We start from the raw sequence: 26,417 nt of genomic DNA, 5'->3' as shown, positions 1-26,417 counted from the left end.
ACATTAAATAATGGATCCATCATTCAGTATTATTTTTATCATCATTGGAAGTGTAGTTGCCTTCTTCTTCTTGTTTTACATTTTACCAGTTAATTTGTGGTTTACTGCACAACTATCTGGTGTAAAGGTAAATCTGTTAAACTTGGTTTTAATGCGTTTAAGAAGAGTACCGCCTTCATTAGTAGTAAACGCAATGATTACCTCTACAAAAGCGGGCTTAAACATTACCTCTAATGAGATTGAAACTCATTACTTAGCTGGTGGACATGTTAATAATGTAATTAAGTCTTTAATATCTGCCGATAAGGCAAATATTCCTTTAGATTTTAAATTAGCTACTGCTATTGATTTAGCTGGGCGTGATGTTTTTGAGGCCGTACAATTATCGGTAAATCCACGAGTAATTAATACGCCACCTGTTGCAGCAGTAGCAAAGGATGGTATTCAATTAATTGCCAAAGCAAGAGTTACGGTAAGAGCAAACATTAACCAATTGGTTGGTGGTGCTGGCGAAGAAACCATTTTAGCCAGAGTTGGCGAAGGTATTGTAACCACTATTGGTTCTGCCGTTAGCCATAAAGAAGTATTAGAAAACCCAGATAAAATATCTAAAGTGGTATTAAGTAAAGGATTAGATTCTGGTACAGCTTTCGAGATTTTATCTATTGATATTGCCGATATTGACATTGGTGATAACATTGGTGCTAAATTACAAACAGACCAAGCGGAAGCCGATTTAAAAGTGGCTAATGCTAAAGCAGAAGAGCGTAGAGCATTTGCGGTTGCTTTTGAGCAAGAAATGATTGCTAAAGCACAAGATGCAAGAGCAAAAGTTATTGAAGCAGAATCTCAAATTCCTTTGGCTATAGCCGAATCTTTTAGAAGTGGAAACTTAGGTATTATGGATTATTATAAAATGCAAAATATCCAAGCAGATACTGATATGAGAGAGTCTATTTCTAAACCAAGAAGCGGAGATCAGAAATAATTATGTTAAAGGCTGAAGGCCTAAAGCTGAAAGCCTACAGTAAAGACACAATTAACAGCGCATTTTTAAAAATGCGCTGTTTTTTTTTATCAAAAATTAACTTTAGTAAATTCACTGAAAGGTATAATATTAATCAAACTCTGCTCCAACTCTTGATTATAAATTTGAGAAAGATTTAGTTAAAAAGATTTTAACATTATAGTCAAAATTGATTATATGATAAATTTCATAAGTTCTGAAATATCATTGTTGGAAATATTATCAGTCTCTGACTTATCGAAAATGGTTAGCAAAAAAATTGTTCCCTCATGAATTTGTAAATAAGTAATTACTCTTGCTCCTCCAGACTTCCCCTTTCTTTTAGAGGCGATAGAAATACGAATCTTATAGCAATTGTTACCTAATGGAACGCCTATCTCTGGCTTTACCTTTAAATCATTTAGCAGATTTAAATATTCATTTTTTATTGATGGGTATTTCTTAGCAAGAAGTTTAAGATCTTTTTCAAATCTGGGTATAGCTATTATTTTATACCTCATCAAAAAGCTCTTCGGCATTACGGCCTTTTAGTTTTCCAGCCTTTACTAGGTTAATTTCCTCTATCGCTTCCTTTATCCCCTCCAAAACCTCAGCCTTTTGAGGTGTAATTGTTTTAGCCTTTACAAACGAGAAACTTTCTAAAAGTTCCATTACAAAATCAGCTTTTGCATCTTTAATATCTAATAATACTTTCATAGATTCTTATTTATTAACTAATATTTATTAAGTTTTAATCACATCAAATATCTAAAAATTAACAATTTGGAGTGCTTTTAGCTTATCAAACAAAAATAGTCAAACTTTATTATCAAATGAAACACACTATAATTTAATATTTTCAGTTTAGTCCGTTGGTGTTTTTAATTTAAAATAGTTTATCTGCTATTAAATAAAAAATGCGCTGTTTTTTTATGCCCCTATTTTTTATGTGGCTTTGTTTTTGAACAGCCCCATCCAATACAACATTTAATTACACACTATCAAATTTTAAAGAAATGAAAAAAGTTATTTTAACAACATTAAGTTTTTGCCTAATGGCTATCATTATAAGTTCTTGCGCATCAAAAAATGCTGCATCAACTAATTATAAAGTTTCAAAAGGTACAATTTCTAATACTTGGACAGTTAACAACGTAAGTTTAGAAGGTTTCCCTGCAGGTTATCAAATTAAAAACGCTTTTGACATGGCTCCTTATCAAAATTTCACAGGAAGTATTTGGAAATTATATGGAGGAAATAGCGGTATTATTACTTTATCAAACGGAACAACACAAAACATTTACTGGTCGTTAATAAATAATGGTACAAACCCAATATTTCAATTTAAAAAAGTTGATGACGGTGAAAAAGCCCGTGAAGTAACTGATGGTTACCAATTAAACATTGATGCTGCAAGTAAAGATGCTTTAACAGTAAGCTCTCCATTTACTTTGCCTAATGGTAACACCGCAAGAATTGTCTACAATTTAAGCGCACAATAAAATATTTAAAAAGTGGCTTAGTAAATTTACTAAGTCATTTTTCTTTAAAATTCTATTAATCCATACATCAAATCTTAATAATTTCCTAAATTTAGGAATGTATGTTGATGAGATTCCTGCTGTAAAAAATATCATCATTGCCCATCGTGGTGCCTGGAAAGAATTTAATTTACCGCAAAACTCTATTGCATCATTACAACAAGCCATAAAATTAGGTTGTTTTGGTTCTGAACTGGATGTGCATTTAACAGCTGATGAAATTATTGTAGTAAATCATGATGCTGAATTTTTCAATCAACATATTGAAACCTCAAATTATAAAGAGCTTTTAAAACATCAATTATTTAACGGAGAAAATATCCCTAAACTAGAAGATTGCATTATTGAATGTTTAAAAAATAATACTACAAAACTAATCATCGAATTAAAGGCATCAGAAATAAACAAAAGCAGAACACTGCTACTTGCAAAATCTATAATAAAATTGGTTAATCAACTAAAAGCTCAACATATAGTTGAATTTATCAGCTTTGACTTTGACGCTTGTTTATATATTATCCAAAATCTACAAAATGCTAAAGTAGCTTATTTAAGTAATGATAAACCGATAGTTCAACTTGCACACTTAGGTTTATATGCAATTAGCTTCCATTATAAAGAATTTTTAAATAAGCCCGAAATTATAGCGGATGCTATAAAACTAAGACTAACAGTTAAAAGTTGGACTGTTAACAACAAACAAATTTTTATCAGCTTGAAAAATAAAGGGCTTAGCTATATTACTACAGATAAGCCCGAACAATTCTTAAAAATCTAAATTTATGGCATTACTTGAGTTACATCGCCTATAACAATTAATGCAGGGTGTGTAATTTCATGTTGTGTTGCTAAATCATGCAAATCGCATAAATTCCCCTTTACCATTTTCATGCTTGGTAAAGAAGCATTTTGAATTAATGCTGCCGAAGTATTAGGTTTACCTGCTTTAATAGCCGCTTCAATAATAAAAGGCAAGTTTTTCATACCCATATATATAACCAAAGTAGTTTTACTTTGCAAAGCCAATTCAATATCTCTTGATAAACTACCGTCTTTTTTTGTTCCAGTAACAATCCACAAACCTTCACTTACCCCACGGTGAGTTAATGGAATATCACATAACCCTATGGCTAACATGCTGGTTATACCCGGAATATAACTAGTTTTCATGCCTATTCCCCTAGCAAAAATTATCTCTTCCATTCCCCTTCCAAAAACAAAAGGGTCCCCACCCTTTAAACGGACAACAACCTCGTGTTTTTGAGCATTTTCTTTTATTAAGGCATGAATTTCTTCTTGACTATTATATTTTTGGTAAGGAGTTTTGCCAACATACACCAATTCGCAGCTGTCTTTCTTATAATCTAACAAAATCTTATTTGCTAAATTATCATATAGTATAACATCTGCTCTTTTTAAAGCATTTATAGCTTTTAAAGTGATCAATTCTGGATCTCCTGGGCCTGCACCTACAACAATTAACTCCATTTTTTCAATTTTAACCAATTATCAACAATAATAACCTACAAAAAATAAGTAATTTTTTAAAATTTATACATTTTACATTAAAATTTTAATAAAAAACCAATAATTTAATATATGAAATTTAATATTATGCTAAAAATTATCATTTTTTACTATTATTTATTATAAAAAACATATAAATACATAAATTTATAAAATAAAATAAGTGATTATTATAATATTAATCATACAATATTTATTTCAATCACAATATTATAAAGATTAAATAACAAAAAATAGGTTTTTATTAAAAAACAACTAAATATGAATAAGAAAAATATAGTAATTATCGGAAATGGAATGGTTGGTTATAAATTTTGTGAAAAATTAGTAACAAAAACCGATAGTTATAATATGATTGTATTTGGAGAAGAACCAAGAAGAGCTTATGACAGGGTGCATTTAAGCGAATATTTCAGCGGCAAAACTGCGGAAGATTTAAGCATGTCTACCTCTACTTGGTATCAAGAAAACAACATCACCTTACATTTAGGAGACCCTGTTTTAGAAATTAACCGAAACACTAAAACCATACATACTCAAAAAGGAATTCTGCAAGCTTACGACTATTTAATTTTAGCCACAGGTTCGGCTCCTTTTGTTCCAAACATACCAGGTATAGAAAAAAAAGGAGTATTTGTTTACAGAACTATTGAAGACTTAGAGCAAATGAAAGAACATGCCAAAACCGCAAAAATTGGTGCGGTAATGGGCGGCGGACTATTAGGATTAGAAGCAGCAAAAGCAGTTTTAGATTTAGGAATTAAAGACGCACATGTTATAGAATTTGCTCCACGATTAATGCCAAGGCAAATAGATAGTGCCGGTAGCGGTCTTTTGCAAGGAAAACTGAATGAGTTAGGATTAAATATTCATTTAAATAAAAGCACCAGCGAAATTATTGGCGAGAATAAAATTGAGGCATTAGTTTTTAATGACGACACAAAACTTGAGGTTGATATGCTTGTCATATCTGCAGGTATTAGACCCAGAGATGAATTGGCAAAGCTAGCTGGCTTAGAAGTAGGCACAAGAGGCGGCATATTAGTAAATAACAAAATGCAAACTAGCGATGAAGCTATTTTTGCTATTGGCGAGTGCGCACTACATCAAGAAATGATTTATGGCTTGGTAGCACCCGGTTACGAAATGGCAGAAGTAGTAGCATCGCATTTATGCAATATTGAGAAAAGCTTTACTGGATTTGACATGAGCACCAAGCTAAAATTAATTGGAGTTGATGTGGCCAGTTTTGGGGATGCTTTTGTAAGCGAACCAAATGGAAGAACCATTGTTTTTGAAGATACGCACAAAGGAATTTACAAAAGAATTAACATTACCAATGATGGGAAATACCTGTTAGGAGGTATTTTAATTGGCGATGCTGATGCTTACAATATTTTGTTGCAAACCGTAAATAATAAACTGGTTTTACCACCAAATCCAGAAGATTTAATTTTAGGAAGTAGAGGCGGCGAAGGTGAAAGCGGCTCTGGAGTTATGGCCTTACCAGACGATGCTCTCATTTGCTCTTGCGAAGCAGTTACCAAAGGAATGATATGCGCTGCTGTTACTGATGGCGGTTGCACCGATTTAAATGGAGTAAAAAAATGCACCAAAGCCGGCACAGGCTGTGGTGGCTGTGTGCCTTTAGTAAAAGATTTAATTAATGGTACCATGGAGCAAAATGGGGTTTACATAAAAAATGTATTATGTGAGCATTTTGACTACTCTCGTCAAGAATTACTGGATTTGATTAAGCTAAATAAAATAAAAGATTTTGATACTGTACTAGACCATTTTGGTACAGGCCATGGTTGCGAAACTTGCAAACCAGCTGTAGCAAATATTTTAGCAGGTTTATGGAACGATTTAATCTTGAAACAAGACACCATACAAGATAGTAATGACCGCTTTTTAGCAAACATACAAAAAGGCGGAACTTACTCTGTTGTACCAAGAATACCAGGCGGAGAAATTACGCCAGATAAACTGATTGTTATTGGACAGGTTGGGAAAAAGTATAATCTATACACCAAGATTACTGGCGGCCAAAGGATAGATTTATTTGGTGCACACCTTAACGATTTACCTGCAATTTGGGAAGAGTTAATTGATGCGGGCTTTGAAAGCGGACATGCTTACGGGAAATCTTTAAGAACTGTGAAAAGCTGTGTTGGAAGCACTTGGTGCAGATTTGGTTTACAAGACAGCGTAAGCTTTGCCATAGAAATTGAAGATCGCTATAAAGGTTTACGTTCCCCTCATAAACTAAAAGGAGGTGTTTCTGGCTGTATTAGAGAATGCGCCGAAGCACAATCAAAAGATTTTGGAATTATTGCAACAGAAAAAGGCTATAACTTATATGTATGCGGAAACGGAGGTTCTAAACCACAACATGCTTTATTATTAGCTGCGGATATTGATAAAGAAACTTGTGTAATATATTTAGATAGATTTTTAATGTTTTATGTAAGAACTGCCGAACCTTTAAGTCGAACAGCAACCTGGCTTAATAAAATGGATGGTGGAATAGCTTACTTAAAAAATGTAGTGATTAACGATAGTTTAGGAATTGCAGAAGAATTGGAAGAGCAAATGAAATACCATGTAAGCACTTACCAATGCGAATGGAAAGCCGCTATCGAAAATCCAGAAATGCGTAAAAAATTCAGCCATTTTGTAAATGCACCAGAAGAAAAAGACCCTACTGTAAAATTTGAAGAAATGCGTAAGCAAATTAAAGCGGAAGCTTGGTAGATTTTAGAGTTCATTACTATTAGTACTTAATAAAAGCCCATATCTTATAAATAATGTACTAATGAACTAACCATTGACTAATAACTAACAACTAACCATTGACCATTCACTATTGACTAATAACTAATACACTAACCATTGACTAATTAATTAACATGAGCGAGATTATAGAATTAAATAAACAACTAGAAAGCACCTCAACAGAGGGATTATTTTTTGCTTGCTATACTGATGACGTACCAGAAAATGGTGGCGCTTGTGTGAAATACCAAGACACACAAATAGCAATTTTTAACTTTACCAGAAATAAAGAATGGTATGCAACGCAAAATCTTTGTCCGCATAAACAACAAATGGCATTATCTCGGGGTATGATTGGCAGTGCTGGACATGATTGTGAACCAAAAGTTGCCTGCCCTTTCCATAAAAAAACATTTTCTTTAAAAAGCGGAGAATGCTTAAGTGGGGATGACTACAAAATTGAAACCTACCCTGTTATTATTATAAATGGGCGAGTTTATTTAAAACTTAATTGAGCTTACACAAATAAAAGAGGCCAATTTTGAGTAAAACAGCCTCTTTTATAACCTAAATTTCTCTTGTGGCTAAATCCTCAACTTTAGCTAAATCAAGTATTTTAATACTCCTTTTTGAAACTTCAATTGCTTTTTCCTCTATTAACTCGTTCAATATTCTAAACAGAGTTTCGTAAGTAGCTCCTATATATGAAGATACATCTTGTTTAGATAATTCTAACGCTAAGGAACCATCTTCATTAACACCAAACTGGTTTTTAAATGATATTAATGTTTGTGCTAACCTACCTTTTACAGACATGTGAGCAATATTTCTCATTTTTCTTTCAGATTCTTGCAATTCATCAGCAAAAAACATTAAAAGCTTATAAGCAAATTTTGTATTTACCTTTAAAGTGCAATGAAAAAAATTCATATCTATATAGCAAACAACAGAATTTTCTAATGCTGTTGCAGAAATAGGATAGTTTGTATTATTGGTTGATAAACCCCTATGACCAAGTATTTTACCATCCGTAGCAAAGCGTAAAATCAGCTCCTTATCAGAAGCCCACTTTTTATGAACCTTTAATTTGCCAGAATAAACAAAATAAATACCTTCTACTGGCTCACCTTCCTTAAAAACAAGTTCACCTTTTTTTACTTCGTATATTTTCTTGTTGGCTTCTATAGCAGGCAACCACTCTGGCAAACAGTGATTACTGAGGTAGCAATTTTCAATTCCGTATTTCTTTTTGCTTAATTTCATCTCTTTTCTTTAGTGAAAAAACTTTTAACTGATCTATCATTAAGATTAAACACTAATTATCTCATGAAATAACAATAAAAACTTTTAAATTTTTCATAAAAATCGTAAAAAGATTTATAAATATGCATTATAGATACTAAAAAATTACATAAACATTAAAAATCAAAGTCAATTTAATTTAAAAAGAGTCTTTTTTATTGCAAATAATACAATTTAACAAATATTTTATAAATAAATATTGATATTTTGATTAAAAAATATCAATATTTTAACATAAATAACATTTTTTCACAAAAATTGATATTAATAATATAAAATTACATGATGTTTAATATATTTATTAAAAAAAAGAACCAAAAAAGATGATTTAAAAAATACAAAAATTAGCAAAAGAAAAAACCCCACTCAGATTGCAGTCTGAAATGGGGTCAACTAGTCTCAAATCGTTCAACTTAAAACTCATCAAATGTATCGAAAATTTAAACTCCCACGAACTCTTCTAATTTTTTTAATTTCAGGTATCAGTTTAACAAACGCAAATGCGCAATTTTCTCTTTCAGGAGAAATTAGACCAAGAGCCGAATTCCGCAACGGTTTTAAAACATTAAATACCTCAACAAGTTCTCCAGCTTTTTTTGTAGAACAAAGAACACGCTTAAACTTCGGTTATACAAAAGAAAAATTAAGCTTTAAAGTTTCTTTTCAAGATATAAGAACTTGGGGTGCAACCGCACAAATTTATAAATCGGACCCTGCGCTTTTCAACGTTTTTGAAGCCTATGGCAAATATCAATTTGATAAAAAATGGTCAATGAAAATTGGGCGTCAAGGTTTAAACTATGATAACGAACGTTTTCTAGGTGTTTTAGATTGGGCGCAGCAAAGCAGAAGTCACGATGTGTTAAAGTTTACCTACAAAGATTCCTTAGGTTTTACAATGGATGTTGGCGCAGCGTTTAATCAAAATATTGGGGTAGAACCAACAAAATTGAGTAGCACTTTTTATAACGGAACAGCCAATTATAAAACCATGCAATACTTATGGTTGCACAAAGATTATAAAGGCGGAAAACTCTCTTTTCTTTTTTTGAACGATGGCCGTCAGAAAACAGATTCAACAACTGCATTTAAACAAACATTTGGTTTGTATGCAGAACAAAAAGTTGGGCAAATTGCTTTGCATGAAGAAGCTTTTTATCAAACTGGAAAAACCACCGCAAGCAAATACGTTAGCGCTTATTTATTGTCTTTTAGCGCTGCATTGCCCAAAGCATTTGCAAGCCCAGAGCTTGGGGCAGATTACTTGTCTGGAACAAAATCAACCTCGGTTGATGAAAATGCCTTTGATCCAGCCTTTGGTACAAACCATAAATTCTACGGTTATATGGATTATTTTTATGTTGGCAACAGTTTTGGCCAAGGTGGCAGAACTACTGGCTTAATAGACATTTACCTAAACACCAAATTTAAAACCGGCAAAAAATCTTTAATTCTTTTAAATATCCATCAATTTAACACCCCTGTTAATGTTTTTGCTGGTACCACAAAACTTTCAAGTTCTTTAGGGCAAGAAGTTGATGTAGTTTATACCCTAAATGTATATTCTGGAGTAAATTTCAAATTGGGTTATTCTCATTTGTTTTCTACAAAAACTATGGATGCTATAAAAAGCTCAATCAATAAAGGGCCAAACCAATGGGCTTGGACAATGATCACTTTTTCACCAACATTTATTTAATTTTTTTGTCACTCTTTAAACTTTAAACGCATGGAAACTAACAATCAACCTCTACATAAATTAAATATCTTCTCTTTTAAAGGAGTTCAAATGCGAACTTTCCATATCACATGGCTCATGTTTTTTGTGTGCTTTTTCGGATGGTTTGGTTTAGCACCATTAATGCCCACCATAAGAGCCGAAATGGGTTTATCAAAAGCTCAAATTGGTAATATCATTATTGCATCTGTATCGGCAACTATTATTGCCCGCCTAGTTATTGGAAAACTGTGTGATATTTTTGGACCACGTAAAACAGCCGTTTGGTTATTGATTTTAGGTTCTTTACCAGTTTTTTTGGTGGGTTTAGCTCATAGTTACGAGACTTTTATTCTTTTCAGACTAGCTATTGGGGTAATAGGAGCTTCGTTTGTTATTACACAATACCATACTTCTATCATGTTTGCGCCAAATATTAAAGGAACAGCAAACGCAGTAACAGGTGGTTGGGGTAATTTAGGTGGCGGTGTTACCAATATGGTTATGCCGGTTATTTTTGCAGCTATTGTAGGTTTTGGTTATACCGATGCACAAGCTTGGAGATACGCCATGATTTTTCCAGGATTAATGATGCTGATAACCGCTTTTATCTATTGGAAATATACTAAAGACACTCCAAAAGGCAATTTTGATGAAATTGGTCACTCAAAAGCAGAGGCAAAAAAAACAGATTGGAAGGTATTGGCAGATTGGAGAGTTTGGGCTTTAACCTTGGCTTACGCCATGTGCTTTGGAATGGAAATTACTTTTGATAACGTAGCTTCTTTACACTTTGTAGATTCTTTTGGTTTATCACAAAGTAGTGCAGGTTTTTGGGCTGGCGCATTTGGTTTTATGAATCTTTTTGCAAGAGCATTGGGCGGAATTGTTTCTGATAAAATAGGTGGTAAATTCGGGATGAAAGGTAAAGGCACTTTATTGGCATTGATGTTACTTTTAGAAGGTTGCGGTGTATTATTATTTGCTCATGCTGGTTCATTTGTATTTGCAATAATATCAATGGTTTCTTTTGCACTATTCTTAAAAATGGCTAATGGAGCTACTTATGGCATCGTTCCGTTTATAAATGATAAAAACGTAGGCCTAATAAGTGGCGTTGTAGGTGCTGGTGGTAATATTGGAGGCATGGCTTTCGGCTTCTTGTTTAAATCAGAAACAATTACTTATGTACAAGCCTTCGAATATATTGGCTATACCATTATTGCGGTTTCAGTAATTATATTCATCACTAAATTCATCGGCTCCACATCAAAAGAAAAAGTAGAAGATTTAGCGCTAAACATGTCAAAATAATTTCAGTTAATATTTATAAAACCTATTAAACATGATAAATCCACATTTAAAATCTACCGCTCAATTATCTACTTGCAGCTATTGCGGTGTGGGTTGTGGCGTAGTTGTGGGAAAAGATAAAAACAATATTTTAAGCTTAAAAGGTGATGAAAGTCACCCATCTAGCAAAGGCATGCTTTGCAGTAAAGGCATGAATTTACATTATACGGTAAATGATAAAAGCGATAGGTTGCTGCATCCGCAAATGCGTTATAATAAAAATATGCCCTTGCAAAAAGTAAGTTGGGATGAGGCACTAAATCGTACAGCTGCAGTTTTTAAAACTTTTATTGATAAATACGGCCCTAACTCGGTAGCGTTTTATGCTTCGGGGCAATGCCTAACCGAGGAGTATTATGTCATCAATAAATTGATAAAAGGATTTATTGGGAGCAATAACATAGATACCAACTCTCGTTTATGTATGAGTAGTGCCGTAGTTGGCTACAAAATGACCTTAGGAGAAGACAGTGTACCAGTTTGCTATGATGATATTGAATTAGCAGATTGTTTTTATGTTACCGGTGCAAATCCGGCTTGGTGCCATCCCATTTTATGGAGAAGAGTAGAAGCACATAAGGCTAAAAATCCAAACACAAAAATAATAGTGGTTGACCCAAGAGCTACAGATTCTGTTGCTATTGCCGATTTACATTTGCAATTAAACCCCGGCACTGATGTGGTTTTAAACAATGCAATTGGCAGGTTACTAATAGAAAATGGAGCTATTGACACTGATTTTATTGCCAATTATGCACAAGGTTACGAAGCTTATAAAGAATCTGTTTTTCTAAAAACTTTGGTAGAAGCTGCTGCAATTTGTGGCTTAGAACCTAGCGAAATACGTTTAGCTGCCAAATATATTGGCGAAGCAAAAGGTTTTATTACCATGTGGACAATGGGATTAAACCAGAGTGCCGTTGGAACTAATAAAAACCTGAGTTTAATTAATTTGAATTTAATTACAGGTCAAATTGGAAAGCCGGGTGCAGGTCCTTTTTCGTTAACCGGGCAGCCAAATGCAATGGGCGGCCGTGAAGTCGGTGGCTTATCAAACCTTTTGCCAGCTCACAGAAATTTGAATAATCCTTTACATCGTAAAGAAGTGCAAGATTTTTGGGGCGGAAAAGAAATCAACGAAAAACCAGGTTTAACAGCAACCGAAATGATGGATGCTTTAAATGATGGAAGTTTAAAAGCCATTTGGATTTTATGCACAAATCCTCTCACAAGTTTACCAAATGCCCGTTTGGCAGATGCTGCTTTAAAGAAAGCGAAGTTTGTAGTAGTTCAAGAAATCAGCAATAAGCCAGAAACTTTAGCTTACGCCGATGTGATTTTACCAGCGGCAGGTTGGGCAGAAAAAGAAGGAACAATGACCAACTCCGAACGCAGAATTACCTATTTGCCTAAAATAGTTGATGCACCCGGCGAAGCATTACCAGATGCGGAAATCATTTGCCGTTTCGCTCAAAAAATGAATTATCCGGGTTTTGATTATAAAAATGCTGAGGAAATTTTTATTGAACATACCAAATTAACAGCTAACACCAATATCGATATTACAGGCTTAAATTACAGCATCCTTAAAAAAGAAAGAAGTGTACAATGGCCTTATAAAAAAGGAAAAAGCGTTAACCGTTTATTTGAGGATAAAATCTTTTATACGCCATCAAAAAAAGCAATTATTCATCCGGTTGATGATACTTTAACCAGTGAATTACCTAACAGCGATTTTCCTTTTATTTTAACAACAGGTCGTATCCGCGATCAATGGCATACCCGTAGCAAAACAGGAAAAGTAAACAAGCTTAACCAACATATTAAAGATGCTTTTTTAGAAATTCATCCTTTAGATGCGGCTTTATTAGGAATTAACGAAAATGATGTTGCTTTAATTAAATCTAGGCGAGGCGAGGTAATGGTAAAAGCTAAAATTACCAGTAGCGTTAAAACTGGAGTTGTTTTTTTACCGATGCACTGGGGTAAAATTTTAGGTAGTGATTTAAACCGAGCAAATAATATTACCAGTGATCAGTTAGATCCAATTTCTAAAGAACCAGATTTTAAATATTGTGCAGTTAGTGTAGAAATATATAAAAAACCACAACAACGCATAGTAATTATTGGTGCAGGTGCAGGTGCTTATGGCTTTGTCAAATCTTATCGAGAGGTTAATAAAGACGATGAAATTACCATTTTTAGCAAAGAAAATTTTCCATTTTATAACCGAGTAATGTTGCCCGATTACATTAGCGGTGAGCAAAAATGGGAGCAATTGGTGAAAATGACGGATGAGGAAGAACCTGATTATAAAATCAGAATGCATCGTGGTTTAGGTATTGAAAAAATCAACCGCCAAGAAAAATATGTGGTTGATGCTTACGGTAAAAAAACACCTTACGATGTATTGGTTTTAGCAACAGGAAGCAGAGCTTCTGTTCCAAAAAATATCCCTTCTTTGCCGGGTATTTTTACCATGCGTAGCCGTACAGATGCCGATAGTTTTATCCAACATATTCCAAAAAATGCGCATGTTGCCATTTATGGTGGTGGTTTATTGGGTTTAGAGATGGCGGCTTCTTTACGAGAAATTGGTGTAAGAATTACCATTATACAAAGGAGTTCTAAGTTTATGCAAAAGCAATTAGACGCTTTAGGCAGTCAGCTTTTGTATGAAGAAATGGTAGATCAAGGTTGCGATATTTATTTTAACGATGAAGTTCAACTTTATTATGGAAGAAGTAAATTAACAGGTATTGGTTTAAAAAGCGGGCGAAGAATTAACTGCGATGCGGTTATTTTAGCTATCGGTACTACTCCAAATTTAGAATTAGCAAAAGATTGCGGCTTAGAATGTAAACGTGGCGTTGTAGTAAATGAAAGATTAGTAACTAGCGATGCATCTATTTTTGCCATTGGCGAGATAGCAGAATTTAAAGGTGATTTATACGGAATTACAACCGCTGCAGAACAGCAAGCACATATTGCAGCAAACTTTTTAAACGGAGATATTGCTAGCGTTTATCAAGGCAGCGCATTAATGAATATTATTAAAATTCACGGGTTCGATTTATGCAGTATTGGTTTGCCAGAATGTCCGGATAGTTCTTATGAGGAGATTGTTTTTATAGATAAAGCAAAACGTTACTACAAAAAATGTATCATCCATCAAGATAAATTGGTTGGTGCTATTTTAATTGGTGATAAAACTGAATTTTTAGAATTTAAAGAACTGATTTCAAATAAAATTGAACTCAGCGATAAGCGAATGCAACTTTTACGTAGCGGAAAAACTGCCGAGCCTGTTTTAGGTAAATTAGTTTGTAGTTGTAATAATGTGGGTGCAGATAATATTAGAGCTAAAATTAATGGCGGTTGCAATGAGTTTTCTGCACTTTGTTCGGCATCAGGTGCTGGTATGGGCTGTGGTTCTTGCAAACCAGAAGTAAAAAAGATTTTAGAAGAAAGTGTAGGTGCAAATATTTTAGAAATGGCGATTTAGGATGGAGAAAACAGAACATATCATCAAAATTAATTTGCCCGGAGGCATTGTTTCTCCTGGCGATTTGCATGAAATTTTGTGTATTGCAGAAAAATGTAAAGTTAAAAATGTACGCTTTGGTAACAGGCAACAATTACTTTTTGTGGTTAATGATGAATATTTGGATGATTTAAATGACCTGTTTTTGGTTGGCGATGTAGCTTATGAAATAGATACAGATGATTATCCGAATTTGGTGAGTTCTTACGTTACCGAAGAAATTTTTCCGACTTCTTTATGGCTTACAGAAGGCGTTTATAAAGATGTTTTAGATGGTTTTAATCATCAGCCTAAGCTTAAAATTAATATAGTAGATTATTATCAAAATCTGATTCCGTTTTTTACGGGCAACCTTAATTTTATAGCGTCTGAGACTAATAATTTTTGGTATTTATATATTCGTTTCCCAAAAACCAACCAAATGTATTGCTGGCCAACATTGGTTTATTCGGAAGATATTGCTGAAATGAGCCGGGTTTTAGAGCAGTTTATTGATTTAAACTCGGAAAAGAAAAGTTTTGAAACACAGATTATTGGAGAGGAAATTTATCATAAAGTAAAAAACAAATTCCAATTTTTAAGCCATACTTTTGAAAAGCCTTTAGTACATACCGATTTTCAATTACCTTATTATGAAGGTTTAAACCGTTATAGCGATAATAAATCTTGGTTAGGCATTTATAGAAGAAACGAAGAATATAGTCTGGATTTTTTAAAAGAAATATGCGAGATATGCTTAGAAACCAGAATTGGACAATTATATACCACTTCTTGGAAATCTATCGTCATCAAAAACATTAACAATAAAGACAGGGTATTTTGGAGCGATTTATTGAACAAATACCGTGTAAATATTCGGCATGCTGCAAACGAGTTAAATTGGCAAACCGAGGATTTTAGCAAAGAAGCTTTACGTATAAAATTAGATTTAGTAAAAGCTTTTGAAGAAGCAGATTTACGTACTTATCGTTTATGTTTTGCAATTAAAACGCAGCCAAAAACAGGCTTGTTTAGTTCTATTGTGGTGAGAAAACGTAATTCTAAAAACGCAAATGGAGAAGAACTTTACGAATTGCTTTATACTAAAGATTTTAATCCAAATTCTAAAGAATACATCACTTACCACGAAGGTGTTGTTTATAGTGAACTGGCACCCAAATTAATGGAGATTTGTGAGGTTTATTATACTTTAAGACTCAATAAAAAGGAACTTCAACAAAAGGAAACTCAAATTAAAAAAACAGTTGAAACCGATAAAATATTTATTGCTCATCAGTGTAAGCATTGCTTTACCATTTACGATGAACGCTACGGAGATTTAGTGAATAACATTCCGGTTGGTGTAAAATTCGATTCTTTAGAAAACTTCTCCTGCCCAACTTGCGATGCTCCAAAAACTGATTTTGAGCAGATAAAACTTAACAAAATGTTAATTGGTTGATGTTAATATTTGGCTCTTTTCTAGGGTTTATAGCCAAATAATTATTGGTGGCAGTTTATTTAATCATTTTCTACCACCGCATCAGCTTTTTTTGAGAAGTTAAAGAAAGTTTAAAATCTTTACCAATAACTCTTGATACTTATATCTTGATACTTTTAAAATCCAAGCAAATTAGCACTTGGTACTTGATACTCACATCTTGATACTACAAATAATCCACACCAACTGCTCTTGATACTTGATACTTGCTACTCTAAACAATAATCTCGATACTTGATAATCAAAACAACATTTCTTACCATGACATCAAAACCAACCATCACCATTACTTACTGTCCAAAATGTGGCTGGCTGTTACGGTCGGCGTATATGGCACAAGAACTTTTAACCACATTTACTGATGAATTAAAAAGTGTTGCACTTTGCCCAAGCGAAGTTGGCGGTGTGTTTATTATTAAATTAAACGATGAAGTAATTTTTGACAGAAAAGAAATGGAACGTTTCCCAGAAATTAAAGAGTTAAAGAAAATAGTGCGTGATGTGATTAGTCCGGATAAAAGTTTAGGACATACGGATAGGTAGGTTTTAATGATTGAATTTTGAATGATTGAATTTTGAATGATTGAATTTTGAATGATTGAATTTTGAATGATTGAATTTTGAATGATTGAATGTTGAATGATTGAATTTTGAATGATTGAATTTTGAATGATTGAATGTTGAATGATTGAATTTTGAATGATTGAATTTTGAATGATTTATAAAAACTTAAACAAATGCAACTAACAGCTTTAATATTATCTGGAGGAGAAAGCAAAAGAGCTGGAACTGATAAAGGTTTAAAAACTACTGACGGAGTAATTTGGGTTGATTTAATTGCTCAAAAACTGAAAGAAGTGGGTTTAATTATTAAAGTTAGTATCAATCAGCAGCAGCTTATCAATTACAGTCAGCATTACCCATCTGCAAATTTAATTGTAGATAAAATAGATGCTCCTGGTCCTTTAAAAGGAATTTTAACTGCGCATCAGTTTTTTCCTAAAACCAATTGGCTGGTAGTTGCTTGTGATATGATTGATTTAGATTTAGAAACTATCAATGAAATAATCTCACTCGCAAATCAAAACCCTAATTTTGATTTTTACACGTTTAAAAATTCAAAATTTCACCAACCTTTTTGCGCCATTTACTCGGCAACAGCCTTAGAAAAAATTAACAAAGCTTACCAAAATAACAACATAGAAAATTTTAGCTTACAACATATTTTTAATAGTTATACTACAAAAAGTATTGTTATTGATGATGATTTTAAGGCATTTAATAATTATAATAGTTAATCCTCTTTCTTTTTTAACACAACCATAACTTTTTCTAATTCTTTTTCATCATTGGTATAAAAAAGTAAATTCTTTTTTGAGCCGTAAACAAAAATACCCGGGTAACGCTTTGGCTGAAAATTAGGAACAAAGTAATAAGCAGTATCTCTTAAAATGGTAATATCAACATTATTTACAATTGCTGGGGCAAAGTTTTTTGTGTAATAATCAATGGCTTTATTTTCATCCATGGTAACAAACAATACATTATACGGCTTTAAATCGTTTAAGCGCTCATTAAAAAACTTTCCCGTAGTTTGGCAATGCGAACAAGTGGCATCAAAAAAAACAATTAACGTTTTTTTGGTAGCGTTTAAATCCTTTGTTCCGTAAGGAGTATTATTGGTGGTAACAAAATTAAAATTTGGCATTTGCTTAGCCGGCTCTTGCTGTGCATTTGCAAAATTTAACAAGCCAAAAAACAATATTATAAATGTTATATATTTCATCATCAAAAAAATTGAACCCAAGTGTGAGTATTTCAAATCTAAAAATCTTAACAAAAAATCACGATTAAAAAAAAAGAAAATTTTATTTATGGAATTGGCATAGTAATTACATCTTCATTAAAAACAAAAATAAAAAATTATGAAAAAGATACTTTTAAGTGCAATAATAGCATTAACAACATTAGCAACCTTTGCTCAAAATATTGATACCCGCAAAAAAATTGAAGTTGGTGGAAGCGCAGAAATAGAAGTTACACCAGACGAAATTTACATTGGCATATCTTTAAAAGAATACCAAAGAGACGCCAGAAGAAAAGTAAGTATTGAAGAATTAGAAGCGCAATTACAAAAAGCAGTTATAAAAGCTGGCATTGCACCAGAAGATTTTATGATTAACAATATTAGTGCTTATACCAATTATTGGGATAAGAAAAAAGACCCTACATTCTTAGCCTCAAAACAATACACTATTAAAGTTAAAGATTTAAGCAAACTTAATGCAGTAATTGCTGAAATAGACGCTAAAGGGATTGCTTATACCAATATTGAGCGTTATGCTTACTCTAAAGAAGAAAGTTTAAAGCAAGAACTAAAAATTAAAGCTTTAAAACAAGCTAAAAATAAAGCTACTTATTTAGTAGAATCTATAGGTGACAAATTAGGTGGAGCTTTAGAAATTACAGAATCCGAAGCTAACAATTATCCGCAACCGATGTACCGCAACACCATGATGAAAGCCGAAATGGCAAGTGATAATATGCCTCAAATTGATTTCCAAAAAATTAAATTAAGCGTACAAATAAGAGCTGTTTTTGAAATAAAATAATTATCAGAATTTTCACTTCAAGCATTTTGCAATGCTTTGAACCAAATACAAAGCCTCCAATAAAAACGGAGGCTTTTTTGTTTTAAATCTAAAGCTTAGCTTTGAGAATGAGCATTTTGAACGACAGGAACGACGTACCTTCTAAAAAGAAGATTTTTTACCCTATTCAAAACCCATTAAGGCAGTATTTGATAAAGTTTGACAGGGAAGTTGATCTTCCAATTCAGTACACAGATATGCTCAGGTTTAACCTATCTACTCCGCTTTTAGATAAAAACGATAAAGACACACTTTGGCAAACCGTTTATTACGACGAGACCGAGATGAATGAACTTTATCCGGGTTTAAAATATATTTATGCTTTAATGCATGCTTCTGGCAGGCTAGAAGTGATGGATCACCTTTCCGTATCGAGAATAGATTATTGCACTTTTGGAAATTCTAAGCCATTTAGGGTGCGCATTATTAATCGTTTAAACGATAATTACGATCATTTTTATGTTAAAAGAGCGGATACTTCCCGAATTTACGGCTTAGAGTTAGAGCATATTTTATCGCCAAATAGAATAAGTTACATTACCAACCAAGAAACGCTTATTGAAGAGCATATTCCGGGGCTTCCGGGCGATGTTTTTTGTGAAGAATATATTACAGATGTTAAATTTAACCAAACCCGTATTAGCAAAGAATTTGTAAAATTTAACGAGCGTTGTTTTGTGCGACTATTGGGCGATATGCGTTCTTATAATTTTGTGGTTGATATTACACCAGATATTGAGGGCAACCAATACCGTATTAGAGCAATAGATTTCGACCAGCAATCTTACGAAGGTAAATTGCGCCTTTACTTGCCGCAATTCTTTAAAGAAAATAATAATTTGGTTTTTTTGGGGATTGATGCCATCAACGAAAAATCTATGAAGCAATACCAACAAGAAGAACGAAGTATCATTAGTCACCGCATAAAATTAGGACGTTACCGAATTAACGAACTTTTTGAAGCTTCTTTATATGATGAGGTTGCCCCGTTAGAAAAAACTTTGGCTTTAGGCAAAGAGTTAGCTTTGTACCATAATGATAAAAAATTTACTAAAATTAAGCACATGGGACGTTTGGTTAAAGCACATTTATATGCTTGCTTGGTTAATAAACCCAGTAAATTATAATGAAACCGATAATTATAAAGTTTATTCCTAAAGTTTGGCTTCGTTTTTACGCTGATTTTAAAACCAAAAATAAAACTGCCGAAACCATTTTTACTGAGATTTACAAAAAACAATATTGGGGTAAAAATGAAGCTGACCCCTATTTTTCTGGTACTGGTACGCATGATGATAATACCACAAAATACATCTCGGCTTTAAAACATTTTATAAATGAAAACAATATAAAATCTGTTTTTGAAATTGGCTGTGGCGATTTTTCTATTATGCAGCAAGTTTTAATTAATGCGGATATAAATTACACCGGAGCAGATATAGTTACCGAATTAGTACAACACTTACTCCAAAATTTCGGCAACCTAAAAACCAATTTTATACATTTTGATGCGGTAAGCTCAGAGATTTATCCAGATGCAGATTTGTGTGTGATAAGGCAAGTTTTACAACATTTAAGCAATACTGATATACAGCAGATTCTTGAGAAAACTAAGAAATATAAATATGTAATCATCACCGAACATGTCCCTTTAAAACCCGAAGAAATTAACGGAGATAAAAGTGTAAACGGTTACATTAGGTTGCAAAACAAAAAAACATCTGGTGTGTTTTTAGCAGCCTCGCCTTTCTCGCAACAATGTGAAACCATTTTATCTTACGCTAAAAATGATGAAAACAGAAATGGAGAAATTATACCTGCCATAATGGTTAGCAGTTTGATTATTAATGCTTAATAAATTAAATTTACAATGATGAAAAAAAATTTAGCTTTGTTATTTGCCCTAATAGGTTGGTTTGCAGTAGTGGCACAATATGTTTTAATGATTGAAAACAGAACAGAGAATATACTTGAAACAAGCATCAGGTTTTTTAGCTTTTTTACCATATTAACCAATATCCTTGTTGCTCTTTATTTCACACTTACCTTTTTTTTTAATGCACAACCTCAAAGAAGATTTAACAAACCTGGCTTTATAACTGCAATAACTATTTACATAAGTATTGTTGGTTTGGTTTATCAGGTAGCATTAAGACATATTTGGAAACCCACAGGTTTACAATTTGTTGTTAACGAGTTACTCCATTCCTTAATTCCAATTTTGGTAATTGGCTTTTGGTATTTATATGAGCATTCAAAATCTGTTAAATATGCTAGTATTGCTAAATGGATGATTTACCCTATGGTTTATTTGGTTTATACGCTAATCAGAGGAAACCAATCTGGTTATTATCCATACCCTTTTGTAGATGTAAATTCGCTTGGTTTAGCAAAAGTATTTATTAACTCAGGTATTTTAATTTCCGTATTTTTTACAATTTCTTTATGTTTTGTATGGCTTGGCAAAAATTATGGCAAGAATAGCTGATTTAATTTGAAAAGGTTTTTCTTTTCTATGTCTAACAAAAACAATGTTTATACAATTAGCTCCTCATCATTTTTAAAGTAAACCAGCCCAGTAAGCAAATAATCAAACCCATAATTACCCATAACCAAAGTTTGTTTTCAAACAGAGGTTCTTCTTTTTCAGTTTTTAAAATATTAGACTTTTCTTCGCCTAAACTTAATTGAGTAAGTCCAGTCGGGATTTTATCAGTAAAGTTTTTGATGTCGTAGTTTGGTTCATTAGCTTTTTCATTACCATAAGCTAAAAAATAAGTAGCAGGTTGGTTAAACCTTACTAAAAGTTGGTAAACAAAACCGTTTAGCTCAACTCCGCTAATATCTAAAGCTTGATTATCGCCATTATCAATCATTATTTCTAGCTTTTTTAAGATGGTACTGTTAAATTGAAATTCGTTGTTTTCGATAGAATTTAATGTGGCAGAATGTAAACTTTGATAATTATAAACCCAGCCTTTTACTGTTTTTACACTATCCGTAATGGCACTAATATTAATTGGGCGGTAATAATCAAAATCGTTATTTACCAAAATTTTTACTTTACTAATAGGAACAGCCAATGGCAAAGTGACAGAAATAATGGTTTGTTTTTCTTTCTTGGCTTGTTTAATAATAACCGATTGTGCCTGATAAAGCTTTTGTAAACCTAATTTGGTTTGTACTAATATTAATTTAGCCGCAGTTAATTCTGGGTCTTTGTTAGTCGGGATAAATAACCTAAAATATTTATACTGTACATCTGTAAAAGAAAGCTTGGTAAACTTATAATTTGTTAAACTATTTTTAATAGATAAAATGCGGTAATTATTTAAAATATTAAACCATTCGTTTTGGTTATTGCTTGCTTCTAAATTTACGGCATATTCAAAATTAGCTTCTTTAAAATCGAGGCTAATTTGATTTAATAGCACATCATCATCTAACTTAAAAGTATAATAATAGCCTTTGCTATCACTGTTTTGGTTAATTAATTTAAAATCGACAATTTGGTTTTGAACCTCATCTTTTGCTATTTGCATTAAATAAGGTGCTTCTAAAGTGTCTGTTTTGGTAACACCAAAAACTCTGATGTCAGAAAAATCAGCCGAGACTTTAGAGAATAATTCATCTGGTAAAACAATGCTATGCCATTTATCATTGATGCCCTTTAGCTCCTGCTGGTACTTATAATTTTTTAACTGCGCAAAAGATGTACAGGTTATAAAAGCAAAAAAGAAAGCTATTCTAATCTTCAGTTTCATTGGTAATAATGTGTTTATATTTATTGTAAAGGAAAGAAATAATTAAAAGTAACACTCCTAAAGCCACAAAAATTACGGTTTTAGCAATGGTTTCCATTTGTGAAATATCGTAAAAAAACAATTTCACCAATGTAACAGAAAACAATGCTATTGCGCCAATTCTAATGTGTTGTTTGTTTTTCCAAATCCCGATAGCAATTAAGAAAAGTGCATAAACTCCCCATAAAATACTTAACCCCAATTTGTAAGATTGATCTGCCACAGAAAAATTTAGCCAAGTAATTAATTCACTACTCAATATCCAAACAATAGAAATATGAACTGCTAAATCAAAACCTATTTTTAAATTTTTGCTGACTGGTTTTATAAATTCTTTTTTGATGATTTGATAACTGGTTAAAATTACGAGTACTAAAAAAAGGTAACAAATATACCTAATGGCGATATTTAAGATTCCAATTTCATAATATTGAGCATTGGTTTGGTGTATGTAACTTTCTCTCAATTCGCTCAAAACATATAATCCTTGTATCAAAAAAGCCAGTAATACAACGGTGTTAAATGCTAAATTTACAAACGCAAACTGTCTGTTTTTTAATGCTTTAATATTGAAAATAGAAAGTATGGAGAAAAATAGCAGAGAATAATTAATTACCCAAATAGTGCTTAAATGCCTTAAATCAAAATTATAATATTGATTAGGATAGGTTTGCTTTGCTGTTTTAATTTCGATTATAGAGTCGGTAAATAATTGGTCCCAATAACGTACAATTTCCATTCTGAAAACCCAATAAAGCACCAACAAAAACATCCCTGTAATGGAATATCCAATTAAATTGATATTCTTTTGTGTGGTTAAAGCCGATTTGTATTTATTGCTGTAAAACAATTTATTAATGAAAGAAAAAGCCGCTACAAATATGATCCCTGTAAGGAAATAAACATTAAAAAAAGGCGTGGTTTTAACATCTTCTCCACCGTAATAGTAAGGCATGGTATAATAATCTTGCAGCAGACTAAAAAAGCCTAAAAACATTAAAATGTAGGATAACTTTTCGTAAACAGAAACTTCTTTTGTTCTACCAATCCAAAACAATAAAGCAGCTTCGCATGCCCAAACTATAGTCACCCAATTTCCATCTAACTGAACCGGAATGGTTACTGTTATAAAAACTAACACCAAACCGGCAACCAAATAAAATAGGTTTTTATCAGCCAGTTTTTGTTTGTAAATAATGCTCCCTACAATAAAATGAATAATTGCATTAAATAAAGTAAACAATCCTAAATACGCACTACATGCCGTTGTGGAAGATAAAATGGCAAAACCAAATCCGTAAAAAACAAAGGAATTTGCCAAAAGGAGTAAAATATCATCTAATTGGTATTTTTCTTTTCTGCTGAGCTTATAAATTAAAAACACAGCATAAAAAGTGGCAAAGAAAACACCTAAAAACGCTAATGAAAGGTTAAAATATTCAGCGGCAATGTATTTGGTAATAAACCACGATGCAAAAATTAACCATGTAAAAATAAAGGATGCATAGTATAAGGATTTCCAATATTTTTTAAAAGCTAAGAATAAAATACCAGCATTTATAATACTAATGTAAGCGAATAAAACGGCAACATTACCTGAACCTTCGCTCAATAAAAAAGGTACTGCATAAGCGCCAACTAAACCAATTAATGCAATAACCTGCTTGTTATAATTAATAGCTGCCACAACTGTAAAAACAGTAAAAAGCAACATTAACGCAAACGCTAAAAGTTGAGGAAATAACCCGTAAAAACTATAGGCAGCAAAAGTAATAAAATACATAATTGCGATAGCGCCACTTACCAAAACAGCGCTATAACTCTCGTACTTTTGTTTCAGTTTTATACCAAAAGCTAATAAAGCAATGCCCATTACATAACCTAAAATTATACGTGTAAGCGGACTAATTAATTCATGCTCAATAGAATATTTTGCACCTATTGCAACACCAATAATGGTTATTGCAATACCTATTTTATTAATTAAGTTTTCGCCGACAAATTTTTCCCAATCGAAAGTATTGGTTTTTGGTAATTGATATTTAAATGGCTCAAAAACTTTGGGTTGTGGTGCTTGATAAGAATTTGTAAAAGGTTTTACAGGCTCTTCTGCTATAAATGGCTTAATATCATCAGCTTTAGCAGCTGTATGAGTTGACTTTAACACATTAACTTCCTGTCTTAAAGCAGCAATTTCTTTATTAAAATTTTCCTGCTTTTTTAAAAGCGTCTCCAGTTTTAAAAGAACTTCATCTATTGGCTTATCGTTTTCCTCCATTTGGTAGTGTTGGTTTATTAATCTAAATGTAGGTTATTTTGATTTATTATCCTTTTTCAAAATGATTTTAGACCAAATAAAAATTAACCGCAAAACGCTCAAAGAAAAAAGGTTTAAACACGGAGAACACAGAGTTGCGGGTTTAATTTGCTATCCAAAAGCAAACTTCAAAATCTGTGATAATCAGCGAAATCTGCGGGAGAAAACATTTTACCACAAAGCGCACTAAGAAAAAAGGTTTAAACACGGAGAACACGGAGAGCACAGAGTTGAGGGTGTTAAACCTGAAATTCACAAATTCAACATCTGCGCTAACCTCCGGGAGATAAAAAGCTAATTAAATAGGTACACTATTTGTATAAATAAATTTCATGAAAGACACCGCAAGCCAAACACCAATACACCCAAAATTAAAATCGATTTCTAAGATTAGTAAATTGATGGACAGCCAGTTTGAAATTGGTGGTTTTAAGTTTGGTTTAGATCCTATTTTAAACTTTGTACCCTTTGCCGGCGATGCTTTTACGGGTATCATTTCTATAGGTTTAGTTTATGCGATGTATAAAAACGGCGCTAGTAGCAAACTTATAGTTAAAATGCTTTGGAATGTGTTTCTTGATGTATTAATTGGTGCAATACCCGTATTAGGTTGGATTTTCGATTTCTACTTTAAAGCTAACAACCGCAATATTGCTTTATTGAATGAACATTATTTAGAAGGGAAACATTCTGGTAGCGCAAAAGGTATATTGACTTGGATTTTAGTTGCTTTTATATTACTTATCGGACTTGCCTTTTATACAGTTTGGTTAATTACAAGTTGGCTTGTTGGAGTTATATTTTAGTGAAGCGAATTGAATGAAATATTTATACCCGTGTTTATTATTCATGTTAACCACTTCTTGTGGGAATGAAACATTGAAGATAGATAGTGATGACTCTTTTTTTGCTTCCGTAATGCTAAATCAAGATTCCTCCTTAATTACAGACAAAACTACAGAATCAATAGACAGTTTATCTTTAAATGATAGTACAAGATTAGACAAAGCAACATTAGTTAATTTCGCCAAAACATTACAAGGAATTCCTTATAAATATGGCTCAACAAATCCAAAAAATGGTTTTGATTGTTCAGGATTTATAACTTACACTTTTAATCACTTCAATTTTCCTGTGCCAAGAAGTTCGGTAGATTTTACAAATTATGGAAGTCCGATAAGTTTTAAAAAAGCACTTCCTGGAGATTTAATTTTATTTACCGGTACAGATAGCACCAAAAAAGTTGTTGGCCACATGGGGATATTAACCCAAACCAGAGATAGCATAAAATTTATTCATTCTACTTCTGGTAAAGCTTATGGAGTAACCATTACTCCCCTAAATAAGTATTATGCTGGCAGATTTGTAAAGATTATTAGGGTTTTGGATTAAGGTTTT

At 32.5% G+C, this 26,417-nt stretch carries 25 protein-coding genes; 17 read left to right on the top strand and 8 right to left on the bottom strand.

What is annotated here, in order from left to right; all coding sequences use genetic code 11:
- The first annotated feature begins 10 nt into the window (after positions 1 to 10).
- On the top strand, positions 11 to 988 hold the full coding sequence (gene floA / locus ACFSSE_RS02635) for a flotillin-like protein FloA (protein WP_379040633.1): 978 nt from the start codon (positions 11 to 13) through the stop codon (positions 986 to 988).
- A gap of 212 nt (positions 989 to 1,200) precedes the next feature.
- On the opposite strand, the gene ACFSSE_RS02630 is transcribed toward floA, so the two are convergent.
- Complete coding sequence (locus tag ACFSSE_RS02630) at positions 1,201 to 1,545, bottom strand: type II toxin-antitoxin system RelE/ParE family toxin (RefSeq protein ID WP_379040634.1); 345 nt, start codon at positions 1,543 to 1,545, stop codon at positions 1,201 to 1,203.
- A complete protein-coding gene (locus tag ACFSSE_RS02625; RefSeq protein WP_379040635.1) occupies positions 1,517 to 1,723 on the bottom strand; it encodes a hypothetical protein in 207 nt (68 codons plus the stop codon). Before ACFSSE_RS02625 ends, ACFSSE_RS02630 begins: the two co-directional genes overlap by 29 nt.
- 299 nt (positions 1,724 to 2,022) lie before the next feature.
- On the opposite strand from ACFSSE_RS02625, the gene ACFSSE_RS02620 reads away from it, so the two are divergent.
- Together ACFSSE_RS02620 and ACFSSE_RS02615 are read left to right on the top strand one after the other, a co-directional pair.
- Complete coding sequence (locus ACFSSE_RS02620) at positions 2,023 to 2,508, top strand: hypothetical protein (protein ID WP_379040636.1); 486 nt, start codon at positions 2,023 to 2,025, stop codon at positions 2,506 to 2,508.
- A gap of 97 nt (positions 2,509 to 2,605) precedes the next feature.
- Positions 2,606 to 3,325, top strand: coding sequence for a glycerophosphodiester phosphodiesterase (locus tag ACFSSE_RS02615; RefSeq protein ID WP_379040637.1), 720 nt, complete (start codon positions 2,606 to 2,608; stop codon positions 3,323 to 3,325).
- 2 nt (positions 3,326 to 3,327) lie between these two features.
- Here the strand turns inward: ACFSSE_RS02615 and cobA are convergent, their stop codons facing one another.
- Complete coding sequence (gene cobA / locus ACFSSE_RS02610; protein ID WP_379040638.1) at positions 3,328 to 4,035, bottom strand: uroporphyrinogen-III C-methyltransferase; 708 nt, start codon at positions 4,033 to 4,035, stop codon at positions 3,328 to 3,330.
- 300 nt (positions 4,036 to 4,335) lie between these two features.
- Here cobA and nirB point away from each other — a divergent pair, with 300 nt between their 5' ends.
- On the top strand, positions 4,336 to 6,831 hold the full coding sequence (gene nirB, locus ACFSSE_RS02605; protein ID WP_379040639.1) for a nitrite reductase large subunit NirB: 2,496 nt from the start codon (positions 4,336 to 4,338) through the stop codon (positions 6,829 to 6,831).
- A gap of 155 nt (positions 6,832 to 6,986) precedes the next feature.
- The gene (nirD, locus tag ACFSSE_RS02600) at positions 6,987 to 7,367 is read left to right on the top strand and encodes a nitrite reductase small subunit NirD (protein WP_379040640.1); all 381 of its coding nucleotides are present in this window, start codon (positions 6,987 to 6,989) and stop codon (positions 7,365 to 7,367) included.
- 52 nt (positions 7,368 to 7,419) lie between these two features.
- Here nirD and ACFSSE_RS02595 read toward each other — a convergent pair whose 3' ends face one another.
- Positions 7,420 to 8,115, bottom strand: coding sequence for a Crp/Fnr family transcriptional regulator (locus ACFSSE_RS02595; protein ID WP_379040641.1), 696 nt, complete (start codon positions 8,113 to 8,115; stop codon positions 7,420 to 7,422).
- Positions 8,116 to 8,581: 466 nt separating this feature from the next.
- Between ACFSSE_RS02595 and ACFSSE_RS02590 the strand changes: the two genes are divergently transcribed.
- From ACFSSE_RS02590 to ACFSSE_RS02570, 5 genes are all read left to right on the top strand, one after another.
- Positions 8,582 to 9,853, top strand: a complete 1,272-nt coding sequence (locus ACFSSE_RS02590; RefSeq protein ID WP_379040643.1) for an alginate export family protein — start codon at positions 8,582 to 8,584, stop codon at positions 9,851 to 9,853.
- A 30-nt stretch (positions 9,854 to 9,883) separates the two neighbouring features.
- Positions 9,884 to 11,185: an MFS transporter gene (locus tag ACFSSE_RS02585; protein WP_379040644.1), complete on the top strand. Its 1,302-nt coding sequence runs from the start codon at positions 9,884 to 9,886 to the stop codon at positions 11,183 to 11,185.
- 31 nt (positions 11,186 to 11,216) lie between these two features.
- Positions 11,217 to 14,729 (top strand): molybdopterin-dependent oxidoreductase, encoded by a 3,513-nt coding sequence (locus ACFSSE_RS02580; RefSeq protein WP_379040645.1) that lies wholly within the window; start codon positions 11,217 to 11,219, stop codon positions 14,727 to 14,729.
- A gap of 1 nt (position 14,730) precedes the next feature.
- Positions 14,731 to 16,209: a rubredoxin gene (locus ACFSSE_RS02575; RefSeq protein WP_379040646.1), complete on the top strand. Its 1,479-nt coding sequence runs from the start codon at positions 14,731 to 14,733 to the stop codon at positions 16,207 to 16,209.
- A gap of 300 nt (positions 16,210 to 16,509) precedes the next feature.
- Positions 16,510 to 16,791, top strand: coding sequence for a SelT/SelW/SelH family protein (locus ACFSSE_RS02570; protein WP_379040648.1), 282 nt, complete (start codon positions 16,510 to 16,512; stop codon positions 16,789 to 16,791).
- A gap of 3 nt (positions 16,792 to 16,794) precedes the next feature.
- On the opposite strand, the gene ACFSSE_RS02565 is transcribed toward ACFSSE_RS02570, so the two are convergent.
- Positions 16,795 to 16,971, bottom strand: a complete 177-nt coding sequence (locus ACFSSE_RS02565) for a pentapeptide repeat-containing protein (RefSeq protein ID WP_379040995.1) — start codon at positions 16,969 to 16,971, stop codon at positions 16,795 to 16,797.
- A 14-nt stretch (positions 16,972 to 16,985) separates the two neighbouring features.
- On the opposite strand from ACFSSE_RS02565, the gene mobA reads away from it, so the two are divergent.
- A complete protein-coding gene (mobA, locus tag ACFSSE_RS02560; RefSeq protein ID WP_379040649.1) occupies positions 16,986 to 17,546 on the top strand; it encodes a molybdenum cofactor guanylyltransferase in 561 nt (186 codons plus the stop codon).
- On the opposite strand, the gene ACFSSE_RS02555 is transcribed toward mobA, so the two are convergent.
- Positions 17,543 to 18,037 (bottom strand): peroxiredoxin family protein, encoded by a 495-nt coding sequence (locus ACFSSE_RS02555; protein WP_379040650.1) that lies wholly within the window; start codon positions 18,035 to 18,037, stop codon positions 17,543 to 17,545. The two genes, mobA and ACFSSE_RS02555, sit on opposite strands and share 4 nt — an antisense overlap.
- A gap of 136 nt (positions 18,038 to 18,173) precedes the next feature.
- Here ACFSSE_RS02555 and ACFSSE_RS02550 point away from each other — a divergent pair, with 136 nt between their 5' ends.
- From ACFSSE_RS02550 to ACFSSE_RS02535, 4 genes are all read left to right on the top strand, one after another.
- Positions 18,174 to 18,860: an SIMPL domain-containing protein gene (locus ACFSSE_RS02550; RefSeq protein WP_379040651.1), complete on the top strand. Its 687-nt coding sequence runs from the start codon at positions 18,174 to 18,176 to the stop codon at positions 18,858 to 18,860.
- A 107-nt stretch (positions 18,861 to 18,967) separates the two neighbouring features.
- Positions 18,968 to 20,026, top strand: a complete 1,059-nt coding sequence (locus ACFSSE_RS02545) for a hypothetical protein (protein WP_379040652.1) — start codon at positions 18,968 to 18,970, stop codon at positions 20,024 to 20,026.
- A complete protein-coding gene (locus ACFSSE_RS02540) occupies positions 20,026 to 20,754 on the top strand; it encodes a methyltransferase domain-containing protein (protein WP_379040653.1) in 729 nt (242 codons plus the stop codon). The genes ACFSSE_RS02545 and ACFSSE_RS02540 overlap by 1 nt, the downstream gene beginning before the upstream one ends.
- A 15-nt stretch (positions 20,755 to 20,769) precedes the next feature.
- Positions 20,770 to 21,387 (top strand): Pr6Pr family membrane protein, encoded by a 618-nt coding sequence (locus ACFSSE_RS02535; protein WP_379040655.1) that lies wholly within the window; start codon positions 20,770 to 20,772, stop codon positions 21,385 to 21,387.
- Between the two features lie 55 nt (positions 21,388 to 21,442).
- Here the strand turns inward: ACFSSE_RS02535 and ACFSSE_RS02530 are convergent, their stop codons facing one another.
- Together ACFSSE_RS02530 and ACFSSE_RS02525 are read right to left on the bottom strand one after the other, a co-directional pair.
- Positions 21,443 to 22,663 (bottom strand): DUF3999 family protein, encoded by a 1,221-nt coding sequence (locus tag ACFSSE_RS02530; RefSeq protein WP_379040657.1) that lies wholly within the window; start codon positions 22,661 to 22,663, stop codon positions 21,443 to 21,445.
- A complete protein-coding gene (locus ACFSSE_RS02525; RefSeq protein WP_379040658.1) occupies positions 22,647 to 24,980 on the bottom strand; it encodes a DUF2339 domain-containing protein in 2,334 nt (777 codons plus the stop codon). Before ACFSSE_RS02525 ends, ACFSSE_RS02530 begins: the two co-directional genes overlap by 17 nt.
- Before the next feature lie 371 nt (positions 24,981 to 25,351).
- Between ACFSSE_RS02525 and ACFSSE_RS02520 the strand changes: the two genes are divergently transcribed.
- Together ACFSSE_RS02520 and ACFSSE_RS02515 are read left to right on the top strand one after the other, a co-directional pair.
- Complete coding sequence (locus ACFSSE_RS02520; protein ID WP_379040660.1) at positions 25,352 to 25,825, top strand: DUF4112 domain-containing protein; 474 nt, start codon at positions 25,352 to 25,354, stop codon at positions 25,823 to 25,825.
- A gap of 73 nt (positions 25,826 to 25,898) precedes the next feature.
- A complete protein-coding gene (locus ACFSSE_RS02515; RefSeq protein ID WP_379040661.1) occupies positions 25,899 to 26,411 on the top strand; it encodes a C40 family peptidase in 513 nt (170 codons plus the stop codon).
- Positions 26,412 to 26,417: the final 6 nt, after the last annotated feature.

This window comes from Pedobacter alpinus (assembly GCF_042684645.1).
In the GTDB taxonomy this organism is placed as follows: Bacteria; Bacteroidota; Bacteroidia; order Sphingobacteriales; family Sphingobacteriaceae; genus Pseudopedobacter; species Pseudopedobacter alpinus.
Note: the sequence above shows the minus strand (reverse complement) of the source record. Positions and strands in the feature narration are given on the sequence as shown.

What these genes read in the sequence shown, in the direction of transcription:
- floA (WP_379040633.1), top strand. Translation starts at nt 11, where the DNA reads ATGGATCCATCATTCAGTATTATTTTTATCATCATTGGAAGTGTAGTT.
- ACFSSE_RS02630 (WP_379040634.1), bottom strand. Translation starts at nt 1,545, where the DNA reads ATGCCGAAGAGCTTTTTGATGAGGTATAAAATAATAGCTATACCCAGA.
- ACFSSE_RS02625 (WP_379040635.1), bottom strand. Translation starts at nt 1,723, where the DNA reads ATGAAAGTATTATTAGATATTAAAGATGCAAAAGCTGATTTTGTAATG.
- ACFSSE_RS02620 (WP_379040636.1), top strand. Translation starts at nt 2,023, where the DNA reads ATGAAAAAAGTTATTTTAACAACATTAAGTTTTTGCCTAATGGCTATC.
- ACFSSE_RS02615 (WP_379040637.1), top strand. Translation starts at nt 2,606, where the DNA reads ATGTATGTTGATGAGATTCCTGCTGTAAAAAATATCATCATTGCCCAT.
- cobA (WP_379040638.1), bottom strand. Translation starts at nt 4,035, where the DNA reads ATGGAGTTAATTGTTGTAGGTGCAGGCCCAGGAGATCCAGAATTGATC.
- nirB (WP_379040639.1), top strand. Translation starts at nt 4,336, where the DNA reads ATGAATAAGAAAAATATAGTAATTATCGGAAATGGAATGGTTGGTTAT.
- nirD (WP_379040640.1), top strand. Translation starts at nt 6,987, where the DNA reads ATGAGCGAGATTATAGAATTAAATAAACAACTAGAAAGCACCTCAACA.
- ACFSSE_RS02595 (WP_379040641.1), bottom strand. Translation starts at nt 8,115, where the DNA reads ATGAAATTAAGCAAAAAGAAATACGGAATTGAAAATTGCTACCTCAGT.
- ACFSSE_RS02590 (WP_379040643.1), top strand. Translation starts at nt 8,582, where the DNA reads ATGTATCGAAAATTTAAACTCCCACGAACTCTTCTAATTTTTTTAATT.
- ACFSSE_RS02585 (WP_379040644.1), top strand. Translation starts at nt 9,884, where the DNA reads ATGGAAACTAACAATCAACCTCTACATAAATTAAATATCTTCTCTTTT.
- ACFSSE_RS02580 (WP_379040645.1), top strand. Translation starts at nt 11,217, where the DNA reads ATGATAAATCCACATTTAAAATCTACCGCTCAATTATCTACTTGCAGC.
- ACFSSE_RS02575 (WP_379040646.1), top strand. Translation starts at nt 14,731, where the DNA reads ATGGAGAAAACAGAACATATCATCAAAATTAATTTGCCCGGAGGCATT.
- ACFSSE_RS02570 (WP_379040648.1), top strand. Translation starts at nt 16,510, where the DNA reads ATGACATCAAAACCAACCATCACCATTACTTACTGTCCAAAATGTGGC.
- mobA (WP_379040649.1), top strand. Translation starts at nt 16,986, where the DNA reads ATGCAACTAACAGCTTTAATATTATCTGGAGGAGAAAGCAAAAGAGCT.
- ACFSSE_RS02555 (WP_379040650.1), bottom strand. Translation starts at nt 18,037, where the DNA reads ATGATGAAATATATAACATTTATAATATTGTTTTTTGGCTTGTTAAAT.
- ACFSSE_RS02550 (WP_379040651.1), top strand. Translation starts at nt 18,174, where the DNA reads ATGAAAAAGATACTTTTAAGTGCAATAATAGCATTAACAACATTAGCA.
- ACFSSE_RS02545 (WP_379040652.1), top strand. Translation starts at nt 18,968, where the DNA reads ATGAGCATTTTGAACGACAGGAACGACGTACCTTCTAAAAAGAAGATT.
- ACFSSE_RS02540 (WP_379040653.1), top strand. Translation starts at nt 20,026, where the DNA reads ATGAAACCGATAATTATAAAGTTTATTCCTAAAGTTTGGCTTCGTTTT.
- ACFSSE_RS02535 (WP_379040655.1), top strand. Translation starts at nt 20,770, where the DNA reads ATGATGAAAAAAAATTTAGCTTTGTTATTTGCCCTAATAGGTTGGTTT.
- ACFSSE_RS02530 (WP_379040657.1), bottom strand. Translation starts at nt 22,663, where the DNA reads ATGAAACTGAAGATTAGAATAGCTTTCTTTTTTGCTTTTATAACCTGT.
- ACFSSE_RS02525 (WP_379040658.1), bottom strand. Translation starts at nt 24,980, where the DNA reads ATGGAGGAAAACGATAAGCCAATAGATGAAGTTCTTTTAAAACTGGAG.
- ACFSSE_RS02520 (WP_379040660.1), top strand. Translation starts at nt 25,352, where the DNA reads ATGAAAGACACCGCAAGCCAAACACCAATACACCCAAAATTAAAATCG.